This window comes from Nocardioides sp. NPDC057767 (assembly GCF_042798275.1).
Lineage (GTDB): Bacteria > Actinomycetota > Actinomycetes > Propionibacteriales > Nocardioidaceae > Nocardioides.
The window spans coordinates 1-22,080 of the sequence record NZ_JBHVKJ010000062.1 but is presented as its reverse complement, the minus strand read 5'-3'; the positions used below and the strand labels follow the sequence as shown (position 1 = coordinate 22,080).

Genomic DNA, 22,080 nt, shown 5'->3' with positions numbered 1-22,080 from the left:
AAGGAGAAGCGCATGACGACCGCAGCAAAGATCGACGGCAAGCGGGTCGCTGCCGAGCTGAAGGCCGGGCTGACCGTGCGGGTGAAGGCCCTGCACGAGGCCGGGATCGACCCCGGTCTCGGCACCATCCTCGTCGGCGACGACCCCGGCTCCCACTCCTACGTCGCGGGCAAGCACCGCGACTGCGCCGAGGTGGGCATCGCCTCGATCCGCATCGAGCTGCCCGCGAGCGCGACGCAGGCCGAGATCGAGGCCGCGGTGCAGCAGCTCAACGAGGATCCGGCCTGCACCGGCTTCATCGTCCAGCTGCCCCTGCCGCCACACGTCGACACCCACCGGGTCCTGGAGCTGATCGACCCGGACAAGGATGCCGACGGCCTCCACCCCACCAACCTCGGCAAGCTGGTGCTCGACACCCCGGCGCCGTTGCCGTGCACGCCGCGCGGGATCATCGAGCTGCTGCGGCAGCACGACGTGCCGATCACCGGTCAGCGGTTCTGCGTCATCGGCTGCGGCCTGACCGTCGGCAGGCCCCTCGGGCTCATGCTCACCCGTCCCACCGAGCACGCCACCGTCACCTTGTGCAACATCGAGACCCGTGACGTCGCCGCCCATGCGCGAGCCTCGGACGTCATCGTCGCCGCGGCGGGCGTGGCTCACCTGGTCAAGCCCGACTGGGTCAGCCCCGGCGCCACGGTCCTGTCCGTCGGCATCACCCGCACCATCGAGGGCATCCTGGGCGACGTCGACCCGAACGTCGACGTCGTCGCCGGCAAGATGACCGGCGCCACCGGCGGGGTCGGGCCGATGACGCGCGCCATGCTGCTGACCAACATCGTCGAGATCGCCGAGCAGCAGCTGGCTGCCAGGGAGGCGATCGTCGGGGCGCTGACATGAGTGTGGTGCGGGTGCCGGTCGCGACGGCTCGGCGGTGTCAGGTGATGGGCATCATCAACGTCACCCCCGACTCCTTCTCGGATGGCGGCCGATTCCACGACGTCGACGCCGCCGTACGCCGGGGCCACGAGCTCGTCCGCGACGGCGCCGACATCCTCGACATCGGCGGCGAGTCCACCCGGCCCGGGGCCCAGCGGGTCAGCGAGGCCGAGGAGCTGGCCCGCGTCGTCCCGGTGGTCGAGGGCCTGGCCCGGAGCGGGTTCCCGGTCTCGGTCGACACCATGCGCGCCTCGGTCGCCCGGCAGGCGGTCGCGGCCGGAGCCGTCATCGTCAACGACGTCTCCGGCGGGCTCGCCGACCCCGAGATGCTGCCGTTCCTCGCGGAGGCGGACGTCACCTGCGTACTCATGCACTGGCGGGCGCACTCCACCCGGATGGACGACTTCTGCTACTACGACTCGGTCGTCGACGACGTCTGCGCCGAGCTCCGTGGCCGGGTCGACGCCGCGCTGGCTGCCGGCGTACGCGCCGAGCGCATCGTCCTCGACCCGGGCCTGGGTTTTGCGAAGAACGCCACCCAGTCCTGGGAGCTGCTCGCATCCCTCGCGAGGCTGCGAGACCTCGGCTTCCCGATCCTCGTCGGGGCCTCCCGCAAGCGGTTCCTCGCCGAGGCAGCGATGTACGGACGACGCGTCGCGGACGTCCCGGCCGACCGTGACGAGGCGTCGGACGCCGTCGCCGCCATCGCGGCGGCCGAGGGCGCCTGGGGCGTACGCGTCCACTCGGTCTCCGGCGCGGCGGCCGCGTCCAGGGTGGCCGCCCGACTGCGCGGAGCCACGGTCGACGCCGGGCTGGCCGGCACCAGAGCGGGGGAGCGGTGAGCCGCCGCTCCGCCACCGAGGTCCTGCCCACCGTGCTGGCGCGCCTGGAAGGTGAGTCGCTGTGACCGAGACAACCATCGACCTCGATGTCGCCGAGGTGGAGCGCCGGCTCCTCGCCCGCTGGCCCGAGACCCGCATCGCTCCCTCGCTGGAGCGCATCCGCGCGGTGACGGACGCGCTCGGCCAGCCGCAGCGCGGCTACCGCTCGATCCACATCACCGGCACGAACGGCAAGACGAGCACCGCGCGGATGGTGGAGGCGATCCTGCTCGAGCTGGGCTCCAGCGTCGGCAGGTTCACCAGTCCCCATCTCGCCGACATCCGCGAGCGGATCAGCATCGACGGCGGACTGATCCCGCCCGACGCGTTCGTCCGGGCCTACCTCGACGTCCTGCCCGCGGCCGACGCGGTGGACCGGGAGAGTGCCACACCGCTGTCGTTCTTCGAGATGACCGTCGCCATGGCCTACCAGGCGTTCTCAGCCGCCGACATCGACGTGGCGACGGTCGAGGTCGGCATGGGTGGCATGTGGGACGCGACCAACGTCATCGACGCCGAGGTCGCCGCGATCCTCCCGATCGGCCTCGACCACGTCGACCATCTCGGGCCGACCAGGCTCGACATCGCCGCCGAGAAGGCCGGGATCATCAAGCCCGGCGCGGTGGCCGTGACGGCTCGCCAGACCCCCGAGGTCGAGCAGCTCCTCCGGGCCCACGCCGACGCGCACCTGGCGAGGCTCATGGTCGAGGGGCGTGACTTCGGGCTGCGCGGCCGCCGGGCCTCTGCCGAGGGTCAGGTCGTCTCGGTCGACGGGCTCGCGGGTCACTATCCCGAGATCCCGCTGTCCCTGCACGGGCTCCACCAGGCGCACAACGCGGTGGTTGCCATCGCTAGCGTCGAGGCCCTCCTGGAGGCAGCGATCCCGCTGGACGTACTGCGACGGGCGCTGGGGTCGGCCAGATCGCCCGGCCGGCTGGAGGTGCTGCCCGGGACCCCGACGGTGGTCCTCGACGCCGCCCACAATCCCGACGGCGCCCGGGCCCTGGCAGCAGGCCTCGCCGACCTGGGCCGCCGACCGACCGTCGCCGTGGTCGCCGCGATGGGCGACAAGGACCTGGCCGGCATGCTCGCCGAGCTCGAGCCCGTGGTGACCACGATGATCTGCACGCGGAACAGCAGCCCGCGGTCGCTGTCGGCCCAGGACACCGGTGCCGCCGCACGAGCCGTTCTGGGTTCGGATCGGGTCGTGGAGATCGGGCATCTCGGCCATGCTCTCCTCGAAGCCGTCCGGACGGCCTCGGCGCTGGCCGAGGAAGGCGGAGCTCAGGTGCTGGTCACCGGCTCCGTCGTCACCGTGGGAGAGGCGCGCGGTCTGTTGGGCCTGTGAAGTCGGCCCCGTGAAAAAGATTCTGCCCCTGGCCTTCGAGGCCAGGGGCAGAACCGTCATGCTGTCCGGTGGCGTCAGCTCACCATGCCGTGCGGGTCGATGACGTACTTCGTCGCCGCGCCCTGGTCGAAGGCGGCGTAGCCCGCGGGGGCCTCGTCGAGGCTGATCGTCTTCGCGTTGACGGCGTCGGCGATGTGGGCCTTGTCGGCGAGGATCAGGTTCATCAGCTGGCGGTTGTACTGCTTGACGGGGCACTGGCCGGTCACGAACGTGTGTGACTTGGCCCAGCCCAGGCCGAGGCGGACGCCGATCTGGCCCTGCTTGGCGGCGTCGTCGACGGCGCCCGGGTCGCCCGTCACGTACAGACCGGGGATGCCGAGCGAGGCGCCGGCACGTGCGACATCCATGATGTCGTTGAGGACGGTGGCGGGCTGCTCGGCGGCGTCGCGGCCGTGGCCGCGGGCCTCGAAGCCGACCGCGTCGACCGCGGCGTCCACGACCGGCTCGCCGAGGATGTCCGCGATGATGTCGGCCAGGGCGTCACCGGAGGACAGGTCCGCGGTCTCGCAGCCGAAGCTGGCGGCCTGCTTGAGCCGGTCCGCGTTCATGTCGCCGACGATGACGGTCGAGGCGCCGAGCAGCTGGGCCGAGTACGCCGCGGCGAGCCCGACCGGGCCCGCGCCCGCCACGTACACCGTCGACCCGGTGGTGACACCGGCGGTGTAGGCGCCGTGGTAGCCGGTCGGGAAGATGTCGGAGAGCATCGTCAGGTCGAGGATCTTCTCCAGGGCCTGGTCGCGGTCGGGGAACTTCAGCAGGTTGAAGTCGGCGAACGGGACCATGACGTACTCCGCCTGGCCACCGAGCCAGCCGCCCATGTCCACATAGCCGTACGCCGCGCCGGCCCGCGCCGGGTTCACGTTGAGGCAGATCCCGGTCTTGCCCTCGTTGCACATGCGACAACGACCGCACGCGATGTTGAACGGGACCGAGCAGATGTCGCCGACCTCGTGGAAGAGGACGTCGTCGCCGATCTCGACGATCTCGCCGGTGATCTCGTGGCCGAGGGTCTGGCCGACCGGGGCGGTCGTCCGGCCGCGCACCATGTGCTGGTCGCTGCCGCAGATGTTGCTGGTCACGAGCTTGAGGATCACCGCGTGCGGTGCCGCACGCTTGATGCCGAGACCGCTGACGACATCCTGGGGGAGCTCCAGCTTCGGGTAGTCGATGGTCTCGACGGCCACCTCTCCCGGCCCCTTGTAGACGACGACTCTGTTGTCTGCCATGGCGTCTCTTCTTCCTGCCCCCGGATGGGGGCGTCCGGCGTACTCAGGTTGCAAGGGTGTTTCTCATAGCGAAACAGCAGCGCTATATGAAACAAACTAGACCGTCGAAGGGGCCGGCATCAAGACCTGATCCGATCGATTTCAGAGGCTCGTGAGGCGGTCTCCGGGGCGGGCGCGGCGGCTGCCCGGCAGTGGGTGGCCGAAAGCAAAATCTGCAAGGGAGGCATACTGTTTCAGCATGAGCAACACGAGCGAAACACGGAGCACGACCGTTCACTCAGTGGACCGAGCCATCTCCATCCTCCAGGTGCTCGCCCGTCGGGGGGCTGTCGGTGTCACCCCGATCTCGGAGGAACTGGGGGTGCACAAGTCCACCGTCTTCCGGTTGCTGGCGACGCTCGAGGCGCGCGGACTGGTGGAGCAGAACGCGACTCGCGGGCACTATCAGCTCGGTTACGGCGTCATCCAGCTGGCCGCCGGCGCGACCCGCAAGCACGACATCTCGGTCACCAGCCGGCCCATCTGCATGGCGCTGGCCGACGCGGTCGGCGAGACCGTCAACATCGTCATCAACGACGGTGAGGAGGCCATCACGATCGACCAGGTGATCGGGAGTGCCGAGATCACCTCGGTCAACTGGGTCGGTCAGCGGAGCCCCCTGCACACCACCGCCTCCGGAAAGGTTTTCCTGGCGACCATGCCGCCAGAGGAGCGTCGGAAGATCCTCGAGGGTGGCCTCGAGCGCTACACCGAGAAGACCGTCGTCGACCCTGCGAGGCTCGAGGCGCAGCTCGCCGAGGTCAGGGAGCTGGGCTACGCCTTCTCCGTGGACGAGCACGAGATCGGCCTCACCGGCGTGGCTGCGCCGATCCGTTCGCTGGGTGGCGGGGTGATCGCCGCCGTGGTGGCTTCCGGTCCGTCCTTCCGGATCACCCCTGAGAAGGCACCCGAGCTGGCCGAGCACGTGCTTGCTGCCGCCGCCGCGATCTCCGAGCGGAACGGCTTCCCCAAGGCCGAGTGATCTGCGCCCGCCGAGGCGACGAATCGGCACCCCGAAGTGGCCCGCATGCATCGTGCGTGCGGGCCACTTCGCGTGCGTCGTGAAGCGCATGTAAATCCTGCGGGCGAACCAGATCGACCCGTTGACAGCGTCTTCTTCAGCGCGGCAGAATCGTTTCACGCTACGCAGTAGTTGTGCAGGGTGAAACAACCACTGTCTGGCGGACCGCCGTATCTGAACCCGGAAATCTGCCCGGTTTGAGCGTGGGAGACATCAACGTGACGCGAATGAGCATCGAAACGACGCCTGTGGAGCTGGCGTCCCTGGCGGACGAGCGAGCAGCCGGCTTCGGCCTCGAGGCGCCCTTCTACACGAGCCCGGAGATCTACGAGCAGGACCTCGATCTCATCTTCGGTCAGCACTGGATCTTCGCGGTCGCCGAGGCGGAGATCCCGGACCCCGGCGACTATGTCACCGTCGACCTGGGACCCCACTCCGTGATCGTCGTCCGCGACGACGACGAGAACGTCCGCGCCTTCCGGAACGTCTGCCGCCACCGCGGGTCTCGGCTGCTCGACTCGGGTTGCGGCTCGATCGGCAACATCGTGTGCCCCTACCACCAGTGGACCTACCGGGTCGACGGCAGCCTGATCTTCGCCGAGTCGCAGGCCGACACGTTCGAGTACGGCAAGTTCGGGCTGAAGCCGGTCAACGTCCGCGCGGTCGGCGGGCTGGTCTTCCTCTGCCTGGCCGACGAGCCGCCGGCCGACTTCGACGAGGTCAGTGAGCTCATCGAGCCCTACCTGAAGCCCTACGGCCTCGCCTCGGCGAAGATCGCCCACCAGACCGACATCGTCGAGGAGGGCAACTGGAAGCTGGTGATGGAGAACAACCGCGAGTGTCACCACTGCGACGCCTCGCACCCGGAGCTGCTCACGGCGTACTTCCCGATCAGCCGCTACGAGGCCGAGGACGTGCCGCCCCGCCTGCAGCAGGTCTTCGAGCGCTACCAGGAGGCGCAGGCCGAGCTGGAGAAGGCCCGCGAGGTCATCGATTTCCCGAACGGGGACGTCTGCCAGCTGGAGGGCAAGGCGACCGGGTTCCAGATCTCCCATCTCCCGCTCGACGGCGCCGGCGCCTCGTTCGGCCCCGACGGTCAGCAGCTCTGCGCGAAGCTGATGGGGTCCATCGAGGACCCGCGGTTCGGCGACCTGTCGCTGCACATGCAGCCCAACTCGTGGTTCCACTTCCTCGGTGACCACGCCGTCGTCTTCTCGGTGATCCCGCTCGCCGTCGACCGGACCCTGGTCCGGACGACCTGGCTGGTCAACCCGGAGGCTGTCGAGGGCGTCGACTACTCGGTCGAGTCGCTCACCTCCGTCTGGCGTGCCACCAACGACCAGGACCGGGTCCTGGTCGAGGGCACCCAGCGCGGAGTGACGGACCCGGGCTACGTACCTGGTCCGTACTCAGAGGTCGAGGGTGAGGTCGATGCATTCGTCACCTGGTACGTCCAACGCATCCAAGCCAACGCCTAGCCGGAGTCCGGGAGGAGACATGACCATCATGGAGACCGACATCCCCGAGGTGTCGGAGCCCAACTCGTTCGGCCTGCAGAACGGTCGCCCCGCGCCCGTACGCAGCCGGCGGATGCTGGAGCCCTGCTGGGCCGAGAGCGACGTGATGGACCTGGTGTGCAGCCAGGTCCTGGCGGTCACCCATGACGTGAAGACCTTCGTCTTCACGACCCCCGAGCGACGTCCCTTCGACTTCGAGGCGGGCCAGTTCATCACCATCCGGGTCGAGATCGACGGCGAGCTGATGACGCGCTGCTACACGATCGCCTCGCCGCCGACCCGGCCCGACCGGCTGGCCATCACGGTCAAGCGGGTGCCCGACGGGGTGGTGTCGAACTGGCTCCACGACAACCTCGAGCCCGGCAACTGGATCTCGATGCACGCCCCGGCGGGTGCGTTCGTCCTGCCGGAGGAGGACGCGCCGAAGTACCTCTTCCTCTCGGCCGGGAGCGGCATCACCCCGGTGCTGTCGATGACGAGGACGCTCTACGACCTCGGGTCCGAGGCGGACATCCTCTTCGTCCACAGCGCTCGGACGCCGGCCGACATCATCTACCGCGGTGAGCTCGAGGCGATGGCGCGGCTGATGCCGAACCTGCGGGTGGTGGAGATCTGTGAGGGCGATGCTCCCACGGAGCGCTGGATGGGGCTGCAGGGACGCATCTCCAAGCCCGTGCTCGAGATCCTGGCCCCTGACCTCAACGAGCGCGAGACGTTCATCTGCGGTCCGGCGGGCTACATGGCCTCGGCGAAGTCGCTGCTCGAAGAGCTCGACTACGACATGGACAAGTACCACGAGGAGAGCTTCGACTTCGGTGCTCCACAGGTGCCTGCTCCGACAGCCGCGCCGCCGATCGAGCAGGGATCCGAGGAGGAGGCCGCCGCCGGGTTCTCGGTCGAGTTCGCGCGCAGCGGCAAGATGATCACCTGTGGTCCGGACGAGACCATCCTGGAGGCGGCGATCGCCGCCGGCATGCGTCCGATGTCGGCCTGCGGCCAGGGCATGTGCGGGACCTGCAAGGTGTCGATGCTCTCCGGTGAGGTCGACATGAAGCACAACGGCGGCATCCGGCCGAAGGAGGTCGCCAACCAGAAGGTGCTGATCTGCTGCTCCAAGCCGCTGGGCGACATCCAGCTGGACTGCTGAAGCGGAGCAGCGCCGGTGGCTGTCGGGTCGGCGACCCGATCCGGCAGCCACCGCCGGCGTCAGAGGACCTGGCGGATCTCGCGCTCGAAGCTGCCGATGTGCTCGAGGGTGAGCTTCTCGGCCCGGTCGGCGTCACCGTCGGCCACGACGTTGAGGAGCTGAGCCTGCTCGACGACGTGGTGGGCCAGATCGGGAAGGCGGTCGATCACCATCCACCAGATCCTGATGGCGAGGTTGTCGTACCTGACCAGGATGTCCTCGAGGTGAGGGTTGCCGCTGGACCGGTAGATCAGGCTGTGGGCGGCCTTGTCGACCTGCATCAGCGCGGTGCGGTCGCCGTCGCCCAGCTTGCCCTTGCCGATCTGAGCCGCGAGGTCGCGCATCTGCTCGCGTTGCTGGGAGGTGGCGCGCTCCGCGGCGGCGCGGGACGCGAAGGGCGCGAGCTGGCGCCGGATCTCGGCGATCGCGCTGAGCTCGGTCGCGTCGATGGTCGTCGCGAACGTGCCCCGGCGCGGGAAGGAGTGGACCAGGTGGTCGGCCTCGAGGCGCTTGATCGCCTCGCGGACCGGGGTGCGGCCCATGCCGATGGCGGCCGCGATCTGGCCGTCGTTGATCGGCGCCCCTGGGCGGATGTCGAGCATCACCAGGCGGTCGCGGATGTAGAGGTAGGCCTGCTCGGCGAGTGAGGTGGCGGGCGGGTTCGCCGTCGATGCCAGGATCTCGTCAACCGTCATTGAGTCGTGTCCACCTGTCCGTTCCGGCCTGTGCGTTTTTACCATCCTAGTCTGATACATCAGTCTTCTGTAGCGGCGGGCCGAACATCCGGAGCAGTCGCTCGGCCTTCCAGCCGGTTTCGGCGTACTCGTCCGCGGCGGTGGAGTGGACGGTGATCCCGCCTCCGGTGCCGAGCTCCCAGGTGCCGTCGCCGGTGGTGGTGAGGCTCCGGATGACGACGCCGAGATCGGCTCGGCCGTCGGGCGCGATCCATCCGAAGGCGCCGGAGTACACGCCGCGGGCGGTGGTCTCGACGCGTCCGATGATCTCCATGGTGCGGCGCTTCGGTGCGCCCGTCATCGAGCCGGCGGGGAAGAGGGCGCGCAGCGCCCCGATGCCGGTGACGTCCTCACGCAGCCGGCCGCGCACGGTCGTGACGAGCTGGTGGACCGATGCGTACGACTCGACCGCCATCAGCGAGGGGACCGTCACCGAGCCGGGTTCGCACACGATCGCCAGGTCGTTGCGCAGGAGGTCGACGATCATCAGGTTCTCGGCGCGGAACCTGGGGTTCGAGGCGAGGTCGCGGCGCAGCTCGTCGTCCTCGGCGGCGCTCTTCCCGCGTGGGGTGGTGCCCTTGATCGGCCGCGTCTCGATCGTCCGGTCGCGGTCGATCGCGGCGTAGCGCTCGGGCGAGGAGCTGAGCAGCCGGAAGCCGTGATGCTGGATGAAGCCGGCGTAGGGGGCGGGGTTGAGCTCGCGCAGCCGCAGGTAGGCGACGGCGGGGTCGACATCGTCCTGCACCTGGATCCGGTGGGTCAGGTTCACCTCGTACGTGTTGCCGGCCCGCAGCTCTCGCTGCACCTCGTCGAAGGCTCGTGTGTAGGCATCCGGGGTCTCGCCGGCGGGCCGCGCCGCCCGGTGTCGAGCCGGGCCCGCCGGAGGTGACACCGGTGGCTCGACGGGAATCGGGTGCCGCGTACGCATCCAGACCGCGTCGGGCATCGCAGACTGTCCTGGACGGCGTGCCCGGGCCGGAAGGTCCGGGCGACACGCGTAGCCGAGGTAGCCGACCCAGATCTCGTCCGGTGGTGTGCGGGCGAGCTCGTCCTCGAGGACGGTGAAGATGTCCGTGCCGACCAGGCTGGACTCTCCGCCTGCATGTCGGCGCACCTCGCGCCGAGCGGCGTCGTAGGTGAGCGAGACGTCGTCGTCGCTCAGAGCGCCCATGATCGGCCGGTGGGCTGTCCCGTCCCCGGGTCCGGCGTCCAGCCAGAAGCAGCGCGGACGGGTGCTCGCCATCTCGGCGAACAGGTCCGTGGCGGTCGGCGCCAGTGCCTGGATCATGCGTCCGCTTCCTGAAAGTCAACGTATCGACAACTAGTATATCAGTGCTAGTGTGCCGGCCATGTCGGATCGAGGGAGCAGGGTTCTGCGGCTGTTGAGTCCCCGGAGGTCGAGTGCTGCGGTGCTCGCCCCGGGCGCTGCGCTGCTCGACCTCGGTCTGACCGTCGCCGAGACCGCGCCGCCCGTCGTGACCCATGTGCCGGCGGTCCGCGCGGGGGCACTCGTCTTCACCTCGGGGCAGCTGCCGATCCGCGATGGCGAGCTGATCGCCCGCGGGAGGGTGGGTGACACTCTCGGTCTCGCCGACGGCCAGGCGTGTGCGCAATGGTGCGCGCTCAACGCGCTGGCCGCGATCAGGTCCGAGATCGGCGATCTCGGGCAGGTGAAGCGCGTGGTCAAGGTCGTGGCGTACGTCGCCTCCGGCCCGCTCTTCACCGACCAGGCTCTGGTGGCCAACGGTGCCTCGGAGCTTCTCGGCAGCGTTTTCGGCGACGCGGGGCGGCATGCGCGCTCCGCGGTCGGCGTCTCGGTGCTGCCTCTGGACTCGCCGGTCGAGCTCGAGCTCGTCGTCGAGATCTGACCCTTGCCTGTGTGATGCATCACATATAAGGTGACTAGTATATCAGCGTCTGACCGCGTAGCGCCCCACTGAAGTGCCGCCACCCGGAGCCTCGATGGCACCACCAGATGCTGCTCATCCCAAGAGCTCTCGATCGGAGTGCGTCATGAGATCATCTGCAGACGGCGGAGACCTTTCGCCGGTTGTATCCCCGCGCCACAAGTCCCTCGGCCAGAGCGGGGCCACCCACCCGGCCCTCGACTGTCCACCCGAGGAACCCGCCAAGAACGCCGGGGGACTCGACCGTGTCGTCTTCGGCGTGACCGCGGTCATCGCGATCGGCTTCCTGGCCTGGGGCTTCGTCAGCACCGACTCCCTGGCGACGGTGTCGGGGAAGTCGCTGTCCTGGGTGATGGCCAACCTCGGGTGGCTGTTCGTCACCGCGGCCTCGACGTTCGTCGGGTTCGTGCTGTGGCTGGCGTTCGGCAAGTTCGGCAACATCCCGCTCGGCCGGGACGGTGAGGAGCCCGAGTTCCGTACGGTCTCGTGGGTCACGATGATGTTCAGCGCCGGCATGGGTATCGGCCTGATCTTCTACGGCGTCAGCGAGCCGATCAGCCACTACATCTCACCTCCTCCGGGCTCGGTCGGCGACGGCCAGTCGGAGAAGATCCAGACGGCCATGGCCACGACCCTCTTCCACTGGGGGATCCACCCCTGGGCGATCTACGCCCTGGTGGGGCTGGCGATCGCCTACAGCGTCTTCCGCAAGGGCCGCGGCCTGCTCATCAGCTCGGTCTTCGAGCCCATCCTCGGACGTCACGCGCACGGTGCCGGTGGCAAGGTCATCGACATGCTCGCGATCTTCGCGACGCTCTTCGGGTCGGCCGCGTCGCTGGGGCTGGGTGCGCTCCAGATCCGCAGCGGGCTCGAGATCGTCGGCGGTCTCGGCCGGACCGGCAACGGCATCCTGGTCGCGATCATCGCCGTGCTCACGATCGGATTCGTCTTCTCAGCGGTCTCGGGCGTGGCCAAGGGGATCCAGTGGCTCTCCAACATCAACATGGTGCTCGCCGTCGGGCTCGCCCTGTTCGTCTTCGTGGCCGGTCCGACCGTCTTCATCCTCAGCCTGGTCCCGACGACCGTCGGCAGCTACTTCCAGGAGGTCGCGATGATGTCGGCGCGTACGTCGGCCGAGGGGTCCGAGACGGCCTCGTGGCTGTCGAGCTGGACGGTCTTCTACTGGGCCTGGTGGCTCTCCTGGACCCCCTTCGTCGGCATGTTCATCGCCCGGATCTCGCGTGGCCGGACCATCCGCCAGTTCGTGACCGGCGTGCTCCTGGTCCCGTCGCTGGTGAGCCTTGCCTGGTTCGCCGTGTTCGGTGGCGCGGCCATCGACCTGCAGCTGGACGGTGTCGACATCGCTGGGGCAGGTGGCGTCGAGACCCAGCTGTTCACCACTCTCGAGTCCTTCCCGCTCGCCACGGTGGCGAGCGTGGTGGTCATGATCCTGGTGGCGCTCTTCTTCGTCTCCGGCGCGGACGCCGCATCGATCGTCATGGCCACGCTCTCCGAGCGCGGCTCCATCGAGCCGGGGAAGCCGACGGTGATCTTCTGGGGCGTCGCCACCGGCGCGGTCGCCGCGGTGATGCTCCTGGTCGGTGGCTCCGACGCGCTGAGCGGGCTGCAGACCATCACGATCGTCGCGGCCGTGCCGTTCGTGCTGGTCATGATCGCGCTGTGCGTCTCCCTGGTGAAGGATCTCCGCGAGGATCCGCTGGTCGTGCGGGCCGAGTACGCCTCCCGGGCGGTCGAGCAGGCGGTCGTCTACGGGGTCTCGGAGCACGGTGACGACTTCGTCATCAGGGTCTCGCGCGATCCCGACGCGCCCGCCGACGAGCTGAACGACGAGCTCGACGACGAGCTCGACGAGCTGGTCGAGGAGGCCGGCGAGGAGGCCGAGCTGCCCAGGTCGGCCGGTTAGCACGAGTCCCGAAGGAGCGGTTGTGGTGAAGCGAGACGCGGACGGCGCGTACTCCGTGGAAGATCCGGTGGACGCGCTCAGCGTCACCGAGCCGAAGACGTGGGCCGCCGGAGTGCCGGCGGTGCGGAAGGCGATCGAGTACTCGCTGACGCAGACGTCGGTGCGGCGTACGGCGTTGACGTTGCTGAACCTCAACCAGGCCGGCGGGATGGACTGCCCGGGCTGCGCCTGGCCGGAGCCCGGGCACCGGCACAAGAACGAGTACTGCGAGAACGGTGCCAAGCACATCGCGGACGAGGCGACCTCGCGCCGGGTGACGCGCGAGTTCTTCGCGCGGCACTCGGTCGAGGAGCTCGACGGGAGGTCGGACTACTGGCTCAACCAGCAGGGCCGGCTGACCGAGCCGATGGTCAAGCGGCCCGGAGCGACCCACTACGAGCCGATCACCTGGGAGGACGCGTTCCGCACCATCGGCGAGGAGCTCAACGGCCTGGACTCTCCCGACGAGGCGATGTTCTACGTCTCGGGCAGGCTCAACAACGAGGCCGCCTTCCTGCTGCAGCTGTTCGCCCGGGCGTACGGCACCAACAACCTGCCGGACTGCTCGAACATGTGCCACGAGTCGAGCGGCTCGGCGCTGAACGAGACGCTCGGGATCGGCAAGGGCAGCGTCCAGCTCGAGGACATCTACAACGCGGACCTGGTGTTCGTGGTCGGGCAGAACCCGGGCACGAACCACCCGCGGATGCTGTCGGCTCTGGAGGAGACCAAGCAGCGCGGCGGCAGGGTGATCGCGGTGAACACCCTGCCCGAGGCTGGCCTGATGCGGTTCAAGAACCCGCAGAAGGCCCGTGGCGTGGTCGGTCGCGGCACCGAGATCGCGGACCAGTTCCTGCAGATCCGCCCCGGCGGTGACCTCGCGCTGTTCCAGATGCTCAACCGTCGTCTGCTCGAGACCGACCAGGACGCGGGCGGCGGCGTGCTCGACTGGGAGTACATCGCCGAGTACACGACCGGGTTCTACGCCTTCGCCGAGCACGCCCGCACCATCACCTGGAAAGAGGCGCTCGAGGCCACCGGTCTGACCCGGGAGGAGATCGAGGCCGTCCACGAGCAGGTGCTGGCCAGCCGCTCGGTCATCGTCTGCTGGGCGATGGGGCTGACCCAGCACAAGCACGGGGTGCCGACCATCCGCGAGGTGGTCAACTTCCTCATGCTGCGCGGCAACATCGGCAAGCCCGGGGCCGGTGTGTGCCCGGTCCGCGGTCACTCCAACGTGCAGGGCGACCGGACGATGGGCATCTGGGAGAAGATGCCCGACTCCTTCCTCGACGCGCTGGGCGCCGAGTTCGGGTTCGACCCGCCGCGCAGGCACGGGTTCGACTCGGTCGACGGCGTCCGTGCGATGCGGGACGGCAGGGCGAAGGTCTTCATGGGCGTCGCCGGCAACTTCGTGCGGGCGATCTCCGACAGCGACGTCGCCGAGGCCGCGCTGAGGAAGTGCCGGCTGACGGTCCAGGTCTCCACCAAGCTCAACCGCTCCCACACTGTGGTCGGTGAGACCGCCCTGATCCTGCCCACACTGGGCCGCAGCGACATCGATGTCCAGGCGAGCGGCGAGCAGTTCGTCACCGTCGAGGACTCGATGAGCGCCGTGCACGCGACGCGTGGCAAGCTCCCGCCGGCCTCGGAGAGCCTGCTGAGCGAGGTCGCGATCGTCTCGCGTCTGGCGAAGGCCACGATCGGTGACCGTCACGGCATCCGCTGGGCGGACTTCGAGGCCGACTACGCCCGGGTCCGCGACCGGATCGCCCGGGTCGTGCCCGGGTTCGAGGACTTCAACGAGCGGATCAAGGACCCGAACGGGTTCGTCCTCCCCAACCCGGTCAACTCCGGTGTCTACCGCACCCCGAGCGGCAAGGCCGTCTTCACGCGCAACGACCTGACCTGGCTGGAGGCCCCGCCGGGCCATCTGATCCTGCAGACGCTGCGCTCCCACGACCAGTGGAACACCATCCCGTACGCGATGGACGACCGCTACCGCGGCATCCATCACGCGCGTCGCATCGTCATGGTCAACCCGGCCGACATCGCCGAGCTGGGGTTCGCCGACGGCGACCGCGTCGACATCGTCAGCATGTGGGAGGACGGGGTGGAGCGGCGGGCACCCGGGTTCACCCTGGTCGCCTATCCGGCGAGCCGGGGGTCGGCGGCTGCGTACTATCCGGAGACGAACGTCCTGGTGCCGCTCGACAGCGTCGCGGAGGGCAGCAACACCCCGACGTCGAAGGGGGTCGTGGTTCGCCTCGAGGGCGCCGGAGCGGAGTCGGGCTGACGCGCGACGTGGCTGTAGATTCGTACTCGTGAAGAGGCCTCGAAGTTCCTACCGCTCATCCTCGATCGACGCGAAGGGTGAGCGGGCCTGATGGACAGCCAGACATTCCTCGCGCTCGGGCTGGTGCTGGTCTTCGTGCTGGTCGGCGGTGTCTTCGCGGCGACCGAGCTGGCGCTGGTGTCGCTGCGGGAGAGCCAGCTGGCCGCGATGGAGCGTCAGGGTTCTCGCGGGGCGCGGGTGGCCGAGGTCGCGCGCGACCCCAACCGCTTCCTGGCCGCGGTGCAGATCGGCGTGACCGTCGCGGGCTTCCTCTCCGCGGCCTACGGCGGGTCGACGATCGCGCCCGACGTCGCGCCCTACCTCGAGCGCCTCGGCCTGGGCGAGGCGCTCGCCGAGACCGTGGCGCTGATCGTGCTGACCCTGTTCATCGCCTATCTCTCCCTGGTGCTGGGCGAGCTGGTGCCCAAGCGGCTGGCGCTGCAGAAGGCCGCCGGCATCTCGCTGGCCGTCGCGCCCGTGCTGGACCGCTTCGCCAGCGTGATGCGACCGGTGATCTGGCTGCTCTCGGTCTCCACCGACGCCGTCGTGCGGCTGCTCGGGGGCGACCCCAAGGCCTCGGCCGAGGAGGTCTCCGAGGAGGAGCTGCGCGAGATGGTCTCCACCAACCGGGACCTCGAGGAGGACGAGCGCCGCATCCTCCGCGACGTCTTCGCCACCACCGAGACGACGTTGAAGGAGGTGATGCGCCCACGTGGCGACGTCACCTTCATGCCGGCCTCGATGCCGCTTCCCGAGGCAGCCGAGGCGGTCCGCGACCTGCCCTACTCCCGCTACCCGGTCACCGGTGAGGGCTTCGACGACATCCTGGGCTTCCTGCATGTCCGCGACCTGCTCGGTGTCGACGCGACCGACCAGCGCACGATCCGAGATATCTGCCGTCCGGTGCTGGCACTGCCCGGGAGCAAGCGGGTGATCCCGTCGGTCGCCACGATGCGCGAGGGTGGCACCCACCTGGCGATGGTCGTCGACGAGTACGGCGGCACCGACGGCATCGTGACCCTGGAGGACCTCGTCGAGGAGATGATCGGTGACATCCGCGACGAGTACGACCACGGCGAGGCCCGCATCCGTGACTACGGCGACCTGTCCCGGGTCGACGGGGCGATGACCATCGAGGACTTCGCGGACACCACCGGTATCGAGCTCGAGGACGGCGTCTACGAGACCGTCGCCGGCTACCTCATCTCGCGGCTGGGCCACATCCCGCAGGTCGGAGAGGTGCTGGCGCTTCCGGGTGTCACCCTGGAGGTGGCCGCCCGGAACGGCAACCGGATCACCGAGATCGCGCTGCACCCCGAGGTGACACCTCCGGCACCGGAGTGAGCACGGTCCCGTCGGCGAGCCAGCGGTCGAGGTTGTCCAGGGTCAGCTGCTCCATGGCAGCACGGGTCTCGACGGTGCCGCTGGCCAGATGGGGGAGGAGCACCACGTTGTCCAGGCCCATCAGCTCCGCGGGGACCGTCGGCTCGTCGGCGAAGACATCCAGCCCGGCACCGGCGATGCCGCCCTCGAGCAGCAGCTCGACCAGCGCGTCCTGGTCCACCACCGAGCCGCGCGCGATGTTGACGAGGTAGCCCTCGGGCCCGAGCGCCTCGAGCACCTTGCGATCGACGAGGTGCTGCGTACCGCTGCCGCCGGAGGTGGCCAGCACCAGGATGTCGACGTCGGCGGCGAGCTCGGCGGGCGAGGCGGCGTAGGGGTAGGGAGAGCCGGGCACCTCGTGGCGGGAGTGGTAGGAGACCTGGCACCCGAACGCCTCGAAGCGGGTCGCGATCGCCCGGCCGATCCGGCCCAGGCCGAGGATGCCGACCCGCTTGCCCGAGACCTTGCGGGTCAGCGGAAAGTTGCCGGCCAGCGGCCAGTCGCCGCGGCGTACGAACCGGTCGGCGGCGCTGAGCCGGCGCAGGGTGTCGATGGCGAGGCCGATCGCGGTGTCGGCCACGCAGTCGGTCAGCACGTCCGGGGTGTTGGAGACCAGCACCCCGCGCGCGGCCGCGGCCTCGACGTCGGTGGTGTCGTAGCCGACCCCGAAGTTGATGACGGCGCCGAGCGCGGGCAGCTGCGCCATCAGGTCGGCCGGTACGCCGGTGCGCCCGGTGGTCACCACGGCACCGATCGAGGGGCCGTGCTCGTCGAGGAACGCGGCCCGGGTGTCGTCCTCGGGCAGCACCAGTGAGTCGTAGCGGTCGGTGAGGGTGGCGGCCAGCGACGGCTTGAGCGGTCCTACCTGGAGGATGCGGCGGTTCACGGGTTCTCCTGTCGTTCGGATGACCCTCACGAGGCTAGGTAGCGATCGCGACGCACGTCCAAGATCGTCACGGCATCGTTCGATGCCGTGACGCATCGGGTTCCGGCTCGGGGCCGGTGCGCAGCCGCTTCTGCCACGCATCGTGGTCCCATGTGGCGGGTGCGGTGCTGCGGATGAACTGCTCGACGGTCATCACGAAGCGCCCGGGGTCGGAGCGGAACGGGAAGTGGCCGGCGCCGTGGAACACGTCGAGGGACGCGTACGGCATCGCCAGCCGTGCCTGCCCGGCATGCCGGAACGGGACGACTCCGTCGCGGTCGCCCCAGACCATCAGCGTCGGGATGTCCTCGACCAGGTAGCTGCGGTCGAGCATCGTGACGACCTGGCCGTGCCAGTCGACGACCGCGCGCAGCGTCCGGGCGAAGGCCTGACGGGAGCGGGCGTCGGGCAGCGCGTCGATGATCCGGGCCAGGTCCGTGGCGTCGACGCCGAGGTCGTGGTCCAGGCGGCGTAGCAGCGCGAGGGAGGCGGAGAACCCGATCCGCGAGATCGGCAGCCGCAACAGCGTGAGCAGCTCCGGACCCAACGGCAGGGTCGCGAGGCGCAGCCAGGCCGAGACACCCCGCCCGGAGCCGCCGTTGGAGACCAGCACGATCCGCTCGACCAGATGGGGGTACTGGTAGGCGAGCTGCATCGCGACGCCTCCGCCGAGGGAGTGGCCCACGAGGGTGACCCGCTCCACGTCCAGCACGGCCAGGAGGTCGCGCATGCCGTTGGCGAACCCGCCGATCGAGTAGTCGGCGCGCGGCTTGTCGGAGTCGCCGTGGCCGAGGAGGTCCGGGGCGATGACCAGGTGGTTCTCGGCGAACAGGGGCAGCACGTCCTCCCACGTCCGTGAGCTGTCGCCGATGCCGTGGATGAACAGGATCGCGGAGCCTTCGCCGCCGATGCGGTACGCCCGCCTGTAGCCGTGGATCACCCGCGACTGCTCCACGATCGCCCGCGTCATGCCTGCACGCTAGCTGCCCTCGGTTTCGAGCATGTTGCGGCCGCGCCGCGACCATGCCGACGGGGCCGCCCGGTGGATCGGGCGGCCCCGCGGACGGGGTGAGGTGAGGGATCAGGGATCGATCACGATGGTGCAGGTGATGGTCCGCGGTGACGGGTCGATCGCGATGCCCTCATGGGTCACCGTGTCGTCCCAGCCGCTTGCCGTGCCGGTGTCCGGCGTGGTGCCGGTGTTCTCGCAGGTCAGCGACGTCAGGCTGGTCTCGCCCGAGCCGCCGTCACGGAAGTTGACCTGGATGTCTGCGAGCGGCGCGTTGGTGAACGTCGCGACCGCCGCACCGGTCGGCTGGTTGTCGGTGCAGTTGGTGCCGGTGACCACGGTGACGTTCTGCGCACCTCCGGGGGCATCGGCGTAGCCGGGCGGCGGCGACGTCTCGGTGACGTCGTAGTCGCCGAGCGCGAGGCCGGAGACGCAGACCTCGCCGACGTCGGGATCCTCGTCACCGGTGCCGTTGTCGGTCACGCTGGTGCCGTCGTAGGAGAAGACCGCCCCGGCGTTGGCGACCGCTCCGCCCTTGGTGCTGTTCTTCAGGATCTTCAGCGCTCCGAGCTGGAGCCGGTTGGTGTAGGTGCAGTCGAGTACGTCGGTGTCGCTGTCGATCGCGAAGGTCACGGTCGCGCCGTCGATGCTCGGCGTGACCCCCGTACTGGCATCGCAGTTCACGCCGACGAAGGCCCAGTTCGTCGGGATCACGTCCTCGACGACCGTGTAGCCGCTGCCGAAGAGAACGGTCTTGCCGTAGTCCTTGACCCCGTCGTCCCTGAGCGTGAACGTGTTCGCCGAGCTGGGATCGGTGCCGAACGACTTCGTGTAGCCGAACTCGGTCGAGTTCGGGTCCTCGTCCGGCTGAGTCTGCTTGCGGATGATGACCTGGCCGCAGTTCTGCAGGTTGATCCCGACCGGGGCCACGAAGTCCTTCAGCTGCGAGGTGAAGGAGTCCGAGGAGCGGCTCTTCAGCATCGCGCTGCCGAACGAGGCGCACTTGTCGGGCTGGAACAGGAGTCGAAGGTCGATCTGTGCCTCACCGAAGGTCCGTGCCTGCTTCGACCCGGAGGTGATCAGCCCGTCGGAGTCGGCGGCCGGGATGGTCGAGGAGTTGATGGTGCCAGCCGCACAGGGAGCACCGCCGCACGTGGCGGAGGGCACGTCCAGGTCGGTCGTCGGACCCCAGGCGGAGCCGGTCCACCGGCGAGCGGTGATGTCGGCCCGGGAGCCACCTTGGTCGATGGCGTACTCGATGAGCAGGTCACCAGCGGTGCGTACGACGTTGGGGCCGGAGGCGCACTTGGTGCTGGACTGGTTGAACTCGAAGTCCATCAGCGTGGTGCCGCTCGGGTCGCTGACGCGGCTCCAGGCGAGGTTCAGGAATCCGGGGTGGGATCCGGTGCCGGCCTCACGGAAGACGTGGAAGCTCAGTAGGTCGCTCTTGTTCGGCGGGATCGAGTCGGTCACCTCGCTCGGACACGAGGTGTCCTCCTTGACGCCGCCGGCGTAGGAGTTGTCGCCGGTGCCGTTGACCTTGTCGGTCGCGCGGATCTCGTTGACGCCCGCCCAGTCGGTGGAAGGCGATGGGTCGTCGACCTTGAGGTTGGCGTCGACGTCGATCTCGAAGTTGCTGCCGGCGAGGCTGGCCTCGGGGTGGGACGCCGAGGCGCCGGAGGAGACGAGTGTCGTGACGACGAGGGCGGTGGCGCACAGCGCCGCCAACTTCTTGAAGAACCTCGGCTTACGGGCGCGAGGTATGAGCGGGCTCGGTATCGAGCGCATGGCGTGTCCCCTTTCAGAGACCTCGCGGTCGCTGTCTACGTGGGAGGGTGGGCCCGCTTCCCAGATGCGGGCTCCCGTCGGCGCGTGCGGCTGCGGCCTGGACGGATGTTTGCTCCAGAGGTGCGAGGGCGTCGTCTGGGGGCCCGACGCTCGTTCCTCGTTATCCGATCGTTATCCCGTCCGGGGTGTCTGCGCATGCCGAAGATCGGGTAACTGCCGGGCGCCCCCGCCGGGGTGGCCCGATGCGATCGACCGGGCCCTCGCGGTCGGCGACGGTCCGGTCGATCGCCACCGAGGATTCCGCGGTGACCCGCGCTCAGCGGGCGGCGGGAACGCTCGCCGCGTCGTCGGCGCCCTCCGACTCCGCGGCGCCACGGGCGAGCAGCGCGCGGGAGCAGACCAGGGAGATCACGGTGGTGACGACGCCGAAGGCGACCGGCACCGCGATGCTGCCGGAGGTGTCCAGGAGCCATTGCAGGATCATCGGCGTGGTTCCGCACAGGGCCCCGGAGAGGCCGTACGTCACCGAGATCCCGGTGTAGCGGACCCGGGCCGGGAACGCCTGGGCGAGCATGCCGGCCATGACGGCGTAGAACATCACGTCGGGGATCGTGGCCATCACCGCGCCGAGCATCGCCAGGGTCCAGTTGCCGGTGCCCATCAGCACGAACATGAGCGCGAGGGCGGGGATCTCGAGGGCGAGCAGGACGGTGACCAGGGTGCGCGGGTTCCAGCGGGTGGCGAGGATCGCGCCGAACGGCTGCACGAAGAACTGCACGACGCTGGCGATCAGGATGATGGTGAGGAAGGAGTCCTTCTCGAAGCCGAGGTGGGTCGTCGCCCAGGCGAGCGCGAAGGTGTCGCGGGCGTAGACGACGACGAAGACGCACAGGATGCCGAAGACGCCGAGGGTCAGCTCGCGGGAGTTGGTGCGGAACAGCTCGACCACCGGGACGCGTACGACCTCGTTGCGCTCGTGGAGCTCCTTCATCGCCGGGGACTCCTCCAGGCTGAGCCTGATCACGAGTCCGACCACGACCAGCGCGGCAGAGGCGAGGAACGGCAGTCGCCAGGCCCACTCGAGCAGGGCGTCGTCGGGGAGCAGGCCGGTCACGGCGAGGAAGCTGAGGGTGGCCAGGATCCGGCCGGCGGGGGAGCCCTGCTGGGCGAAGGCCCCGAAGAGGAAGCCGCGGTCGGCGCGGGTGTGCTCGGTCGCGATCAGCACCGCGCCGCCCCACTCGCCACCGACGGCCAGGCCCTGCAGCAGTCGGAGGATGATCAGCAGCACCGGCGCGGCGGCGCCGATGGCCGCGTGCGTCGGCAGCAGGCCGACGCCGACGGTGGTGACACCCATCAGCAGCAGGGTCAGGATCAGCGAGCGCTTGCGGCCGATCCGGTCGCCGAGGTGGCCGAAGACGACACCGCCGAGGGGCCGGGTGAGGAACCCGACGGCGAAGGTCGCGAAGGAGAGCAGGGTCGCGACGGCGGGCTCGGCGTTGCTGAAGAACAGCGGCCCGAAGACCAGCGCGGACGCGGTGCCGTAGATGTAGAAGTCGTACCACTCGATCGTGGTGCCGACGAAGGCGGCGATGCCCGCCTTGCGGGCCATCCGTTCGTCGGGGACGCGCGTTGACTGGGTCATGGGGACTGCTCCTCCGGGGGGTTGTGTGTCGTCACGCACCGGAATGCTGTGTGACCGCGTTCACACTAAGAACCCGCGCCATTGCACGTCCAACACCAAATCTGGATGGCATTGATACCCGCCCTGGGTGTAATCGTGCTCTGGGCATGCCGAGGCCGCCGACCTGCCGGAGGGCGGGTC

At 69.3% G+C, this 22,080-nt stretch carries 17 protein-coding genes; 10 read left to right on the top strand and 7 right to left on the bottom strand.

The window, feature by feature from the left end:
* The first annotated feature begins 12 nt into the window (after positions 1-12).
* From ACFVDI_RS24335 to ACFVDI_RS24325, 3 genes are all read left to right on the top strand, one after another.
* Entirely contained in the window at positions 13-897 is an 885-nt protein-coding gene (locus ACFVDI_RS24335; protein ID WP_378911357.1) for a bifunctional methylenetetrahydrofolate dehydrogenase/methenyltetrahydrofolate cyclohydrolase, read from the top strand.
* Complete coding sequence (gene folP / locus ACFVDI_RS24330) at positions 894-1,778, top strand: dihydropteroate synthase (protein ID WP_378911356.1); 885 nt, start codon at positions 894-896, stop codon at positions 1,776-1,778. Before ACFVDI_RS24335 ends, folP begins: the two co-directional genes overlap by 4 nt.
* A gap of 61 nt (positions 1,779-1,839) precedes the next feature.
* Complete coding sequence (locus tag ACFVDI_RS24325) at positions 1,840-3,165, top strand: bifunctional folylpolyglutamate synthase/dihydrofolate synthase (protein WP_378911355.1); 1,326 nt, start codon at positions 1,840-1,842, stop codon at positions 3,163-3,165.
* Positions 3,166-3,239: 74 nt separating this feature from the next.
* Here ACFVDI_RS24325 and fdhA read toward each other — a convergent pair whose 3' ends face one another.
* Positions 3,240-4,451, bottom strand: coding sequence for a formaldehyde dehydrogenase, glutathione-independent (fdhA, locus tag ACFVDI_RS24320; RefSeq protein WP_328529350.1), 1,212 nt, complete (start codon positions 4,449-4,451; stop codon positions 3,240-3,242).
* Positions 4,452-4,731: 280 nt separating this feature from the next.
* Between fdhA and ACFVDI_RS24315 the strand changes: the two genes are divergently transcribed.
* The 3 genes from ACFVDI_RS24315 (at position 4,732) to ACFVDI_RS24305 (ending at position 8,175) form a co-directional block, all read left to right on the top strand.
* Positions 4,732-5,472, top strand: coding sequence for an IclR family transcriptional regulator (locus tag ACFVDI_RS24315; RefSeq protein ID WP_378911354.1), 741 nt, complete (start codon positions 4,732-4,734; stop codon positions 5,470-5,472).
* 266 nt (positions 5,473-5,738) lie between these two features.
* The gene (locus tag ACFVDI_RS24310) at positions 5,739-6,989 is read left to right on the top strand and encodes an SRPBCC family protein (RefSeq protein ID WP_378911353.1); all 1,251 of its coding nucleotides are present in this window, start codon (positions 5,739-5,741) and stop codon (positions 6,987-6,989) included.
* A gap of 19 nt (positions 6,990-7,008) precedes the next feature.
* Positions 7,009-8,175: an FAD-binding oxidoreductase gene (locus ACFVDI_RS24305; protein WP_378911352.1), complete on the top strand. Its 1,167-nt coding sequence runs from the start codon at positions 7,009-7,011 to the stop codon at positions 8,173-8,175.
* A gap of 59 nt (positions 8,176-8,234) precedes the next feature.
* Here ACFVDI_RS24305 and ACFVDI_RS24300 read toward each other — a convergent pair whose 3' ends face one another.
* Both ACFVDI_RS24300 and ACFVDI_RS24295 read right to left on the bottom strand, forming a co-directional pair.
* A complete protein-coding gene (locus ACFVDI_RS24300; RefSeq protein WP_378911350.1) occupies positions 8,235-8,909 on the bottom strand; it encodes a GntR family transcriptional regulator in 675 nt (224 codons plus the stop codon).
* A gap of 46 nt (positions 8,910-8,955) precedes the next feature.
* The gene (locus ACFVDI_RS24295; protein WP_378911348.1) at positions 8,956-10,236 is read right to left on the bottom strand and encodes an anthranilate synthase component I family protein; all 1,281 of its coding nucleotides are present in this window, start codon (positions 10,234-10,236) and stop codon (positions 8,956-8,958) included.
* A 121-nt stretch (positions 10,237-10,357) separates the two neighbouring features.
* Between ACFVDI_RS24295 and ACFVDI_RS24290 the strand changes: the two genes are divergently transcribed.
* From ACFVDI_RS24290 to ACFVDI_RS24275, 4 genes are all read left to right on the top strand, one after another.
* Positions 10,358-10,816, top strand: a complete 459-nt coding sequence (locus tag ACFVDI_RS24290) for a RidA family protein (RefSeq protein ID WP_378911347.1) — start codon at positions 10,358-10,360, stop codon at positions 10,814-10,816.
* A gap of 145 nt (positions 10,817-10,961) precedes the next feature.
* On the top strand, positions 10,962-12,779 hold the full coding sequence (locus ACFVDI_RS24285; RefSeq protein ID WP_378911346.1) for a BCCT family transporter: 1,818 nt from the start codon (positions 10,962-10,964) through the stop codon (positions 12,777-12,779).
* Positions 12,780-12,804: 25 nt separating this feature from the next.
* Positions 12,805-15,114, top strand: coding sequence for an FdhF/YdeP family oxidoreductase (locus ACFVDI_RS24280; protein WP_378911345.1), 2,310 nt, complete (start codon positions 12,805-12,807; stop codon positions 15,112-15,114).
* A 90-nt stretch (positions 15,115-15,204) separates the two neighbouring features.
* Complete coding sequence (locus tag ACFVDI_RS24275) at positions 15,205-16,497, top strand: hemolysin family protein (protein ID WP_378911343.1); 1,293 nt, start codon at positions 15,205-15,207, stop codon at positions 16,495-16,497.
* Here the strand turns inward: ACFVDI_RS24275 and ACFVDI_RS24270 are convergent.
* The 4 genes from ACFVDI_RS24270 to ACFVDI_RS24255 all read right to left on the bottom strand — a co-directional run bounded on the left by ACFVDI_RS24270 (position 16,448) and on the right by ACFVDI_RS24255 (position 21,900).
* Positions 16,448-17,422, bottom strand: a complete 975-nt coding sequence (locus ACFVDI_RS24270; protein WP_378911342.1) for a 2-hydroxyacid dehydrogenase — start codon at positions 17,420-17,422, stop codon at positions 16,448-16,450. The genes ACFVDI_RS24275 and ACFVDI_RS24270 overlap by 50 nt on opposite strands.
* A gap of 67 nt (positions 17,423-17,489) precedes the next feature.
* Positions 17,490-18,431: an alpha/beta fold hydrolase gene (locus tag ACFVDI_RS24265; protein ID WP_378911341.1), complete on the bottom strand. Its 942-nt coding sequence runs from the start codon at positions 18,429-18,431 to the stop codon at positions 17,490-17,492.
* A gap of 111 nt (positions 18,432-18,542) precedes the next feature.
* The gene (locus tag ACFVDI_RS24260; protein ID WP_378911340.1) at positions 18,543-20,258 is read right to left on the bottom strand and encodes a collagen binding domain-containing protein; all 1,716 of its coding nucleotides are present in this window, start codon (positions 20,256-20,258) and stop codon (positions 18,543-18,545) included.
* Positions 20,259-20,574: 316 nt separating this feature from the next.
* Positions 20,575-21,900: an MFS transporter gene (locus tag ACFVDI_RS24255; protein ID WP_378911339.1), complete on the bottom strand. Its 1,326-nt coding sequence runs from the start codon at positions 21,898-21,900 to the stop codon at positions 20,575-20,577.
* Between the last annotated feature and the right edge of the window lie 180 nt (positions 21,901-22,080).

Coding starts and splice junctions, on each gene's coding strand:
- ACFVDI_RS24310 (WP_378911353.1), top strand. CDS start 5,739: ATGAGCATCGAAACGACGCCTGTGGAGCTGGCGTCCCTGGCGGACGAG.
- ACFVDI_RS24265 (WP_378911341.1), bottom strand. CDS start 18,431: ATGACGCGGGCGATCGTGGAGCAGTCGCGGGTGATCCACGGCTACAGG.
- ACFVDI_RS24295 (WP_378911348.1), bottom strand. CDS start 10,236: ATGATCCAGGCACTGGCGCCGACCGCCACGGACCTGTTCGCCGAGATG.
- folP (WP_378911356.1), top strand. CDS start 894: ATGAGTGTGGTGCGGGTGCCGGTCGCGACGGCTCGGCGGTGTCAGGTG.
- ACFVDI_RS24260 (WP_378911340.1), bottom strand. CDS start 20,258: ATGCGCTCGATACCGAGCCCGCTCATACCTCGCGCCCGTAAGCCGAGG.
- ACFVDI_RS24275 (WP_378911343.1), top strand. CDS start 15,205: ATGGACAGCCAGACATTCCTCGCGCTCGGGCTGGTGCTGGTCTTCGTG.
- ACFVDI_RS24300 (WP_378911350.1), bottom strand. CDS start 8,909: ATGACGGTTGACGAGATCCTGGCATCGACGGCGAACCCGCCCGCCACC.
- ACFVDI_RS24255 (WP_378911339.1), bottom strand. CDS start 21,900: ATGACCCAGTCAACGCGCGTCCCCGACGAACGGATGGCCCGCAAGGCG.
- ACFVDI_RS24335 (WP_378911357.1), top strand. CDS start 13: ATGACGACCGCAGCAAAGATCGACGGCAAGCGGGTCGCTGCCGAGCTG.
- ACFVDI_RS24305 (WP_378911352.1), top strand. CDS start 7,009: ATGACCATCATGGAGACCGACATCCCCGAGGTGTCGGAGCCCAACTCG.
- ACFVDI_RS24285 (WP_378911346.1), top strand. CDS start 10,962: ATGAGATCATCTGCAGACGGCGGAGACCTTTCGCCGGTTGTATCCCCG.
- fdhA (WP_328529350.1), bottom strand. CDS start 4,451: ATGGCAGACAACAGAGTCGTCGTCTACAAGGGGCCGGGAGAGGTGGCC.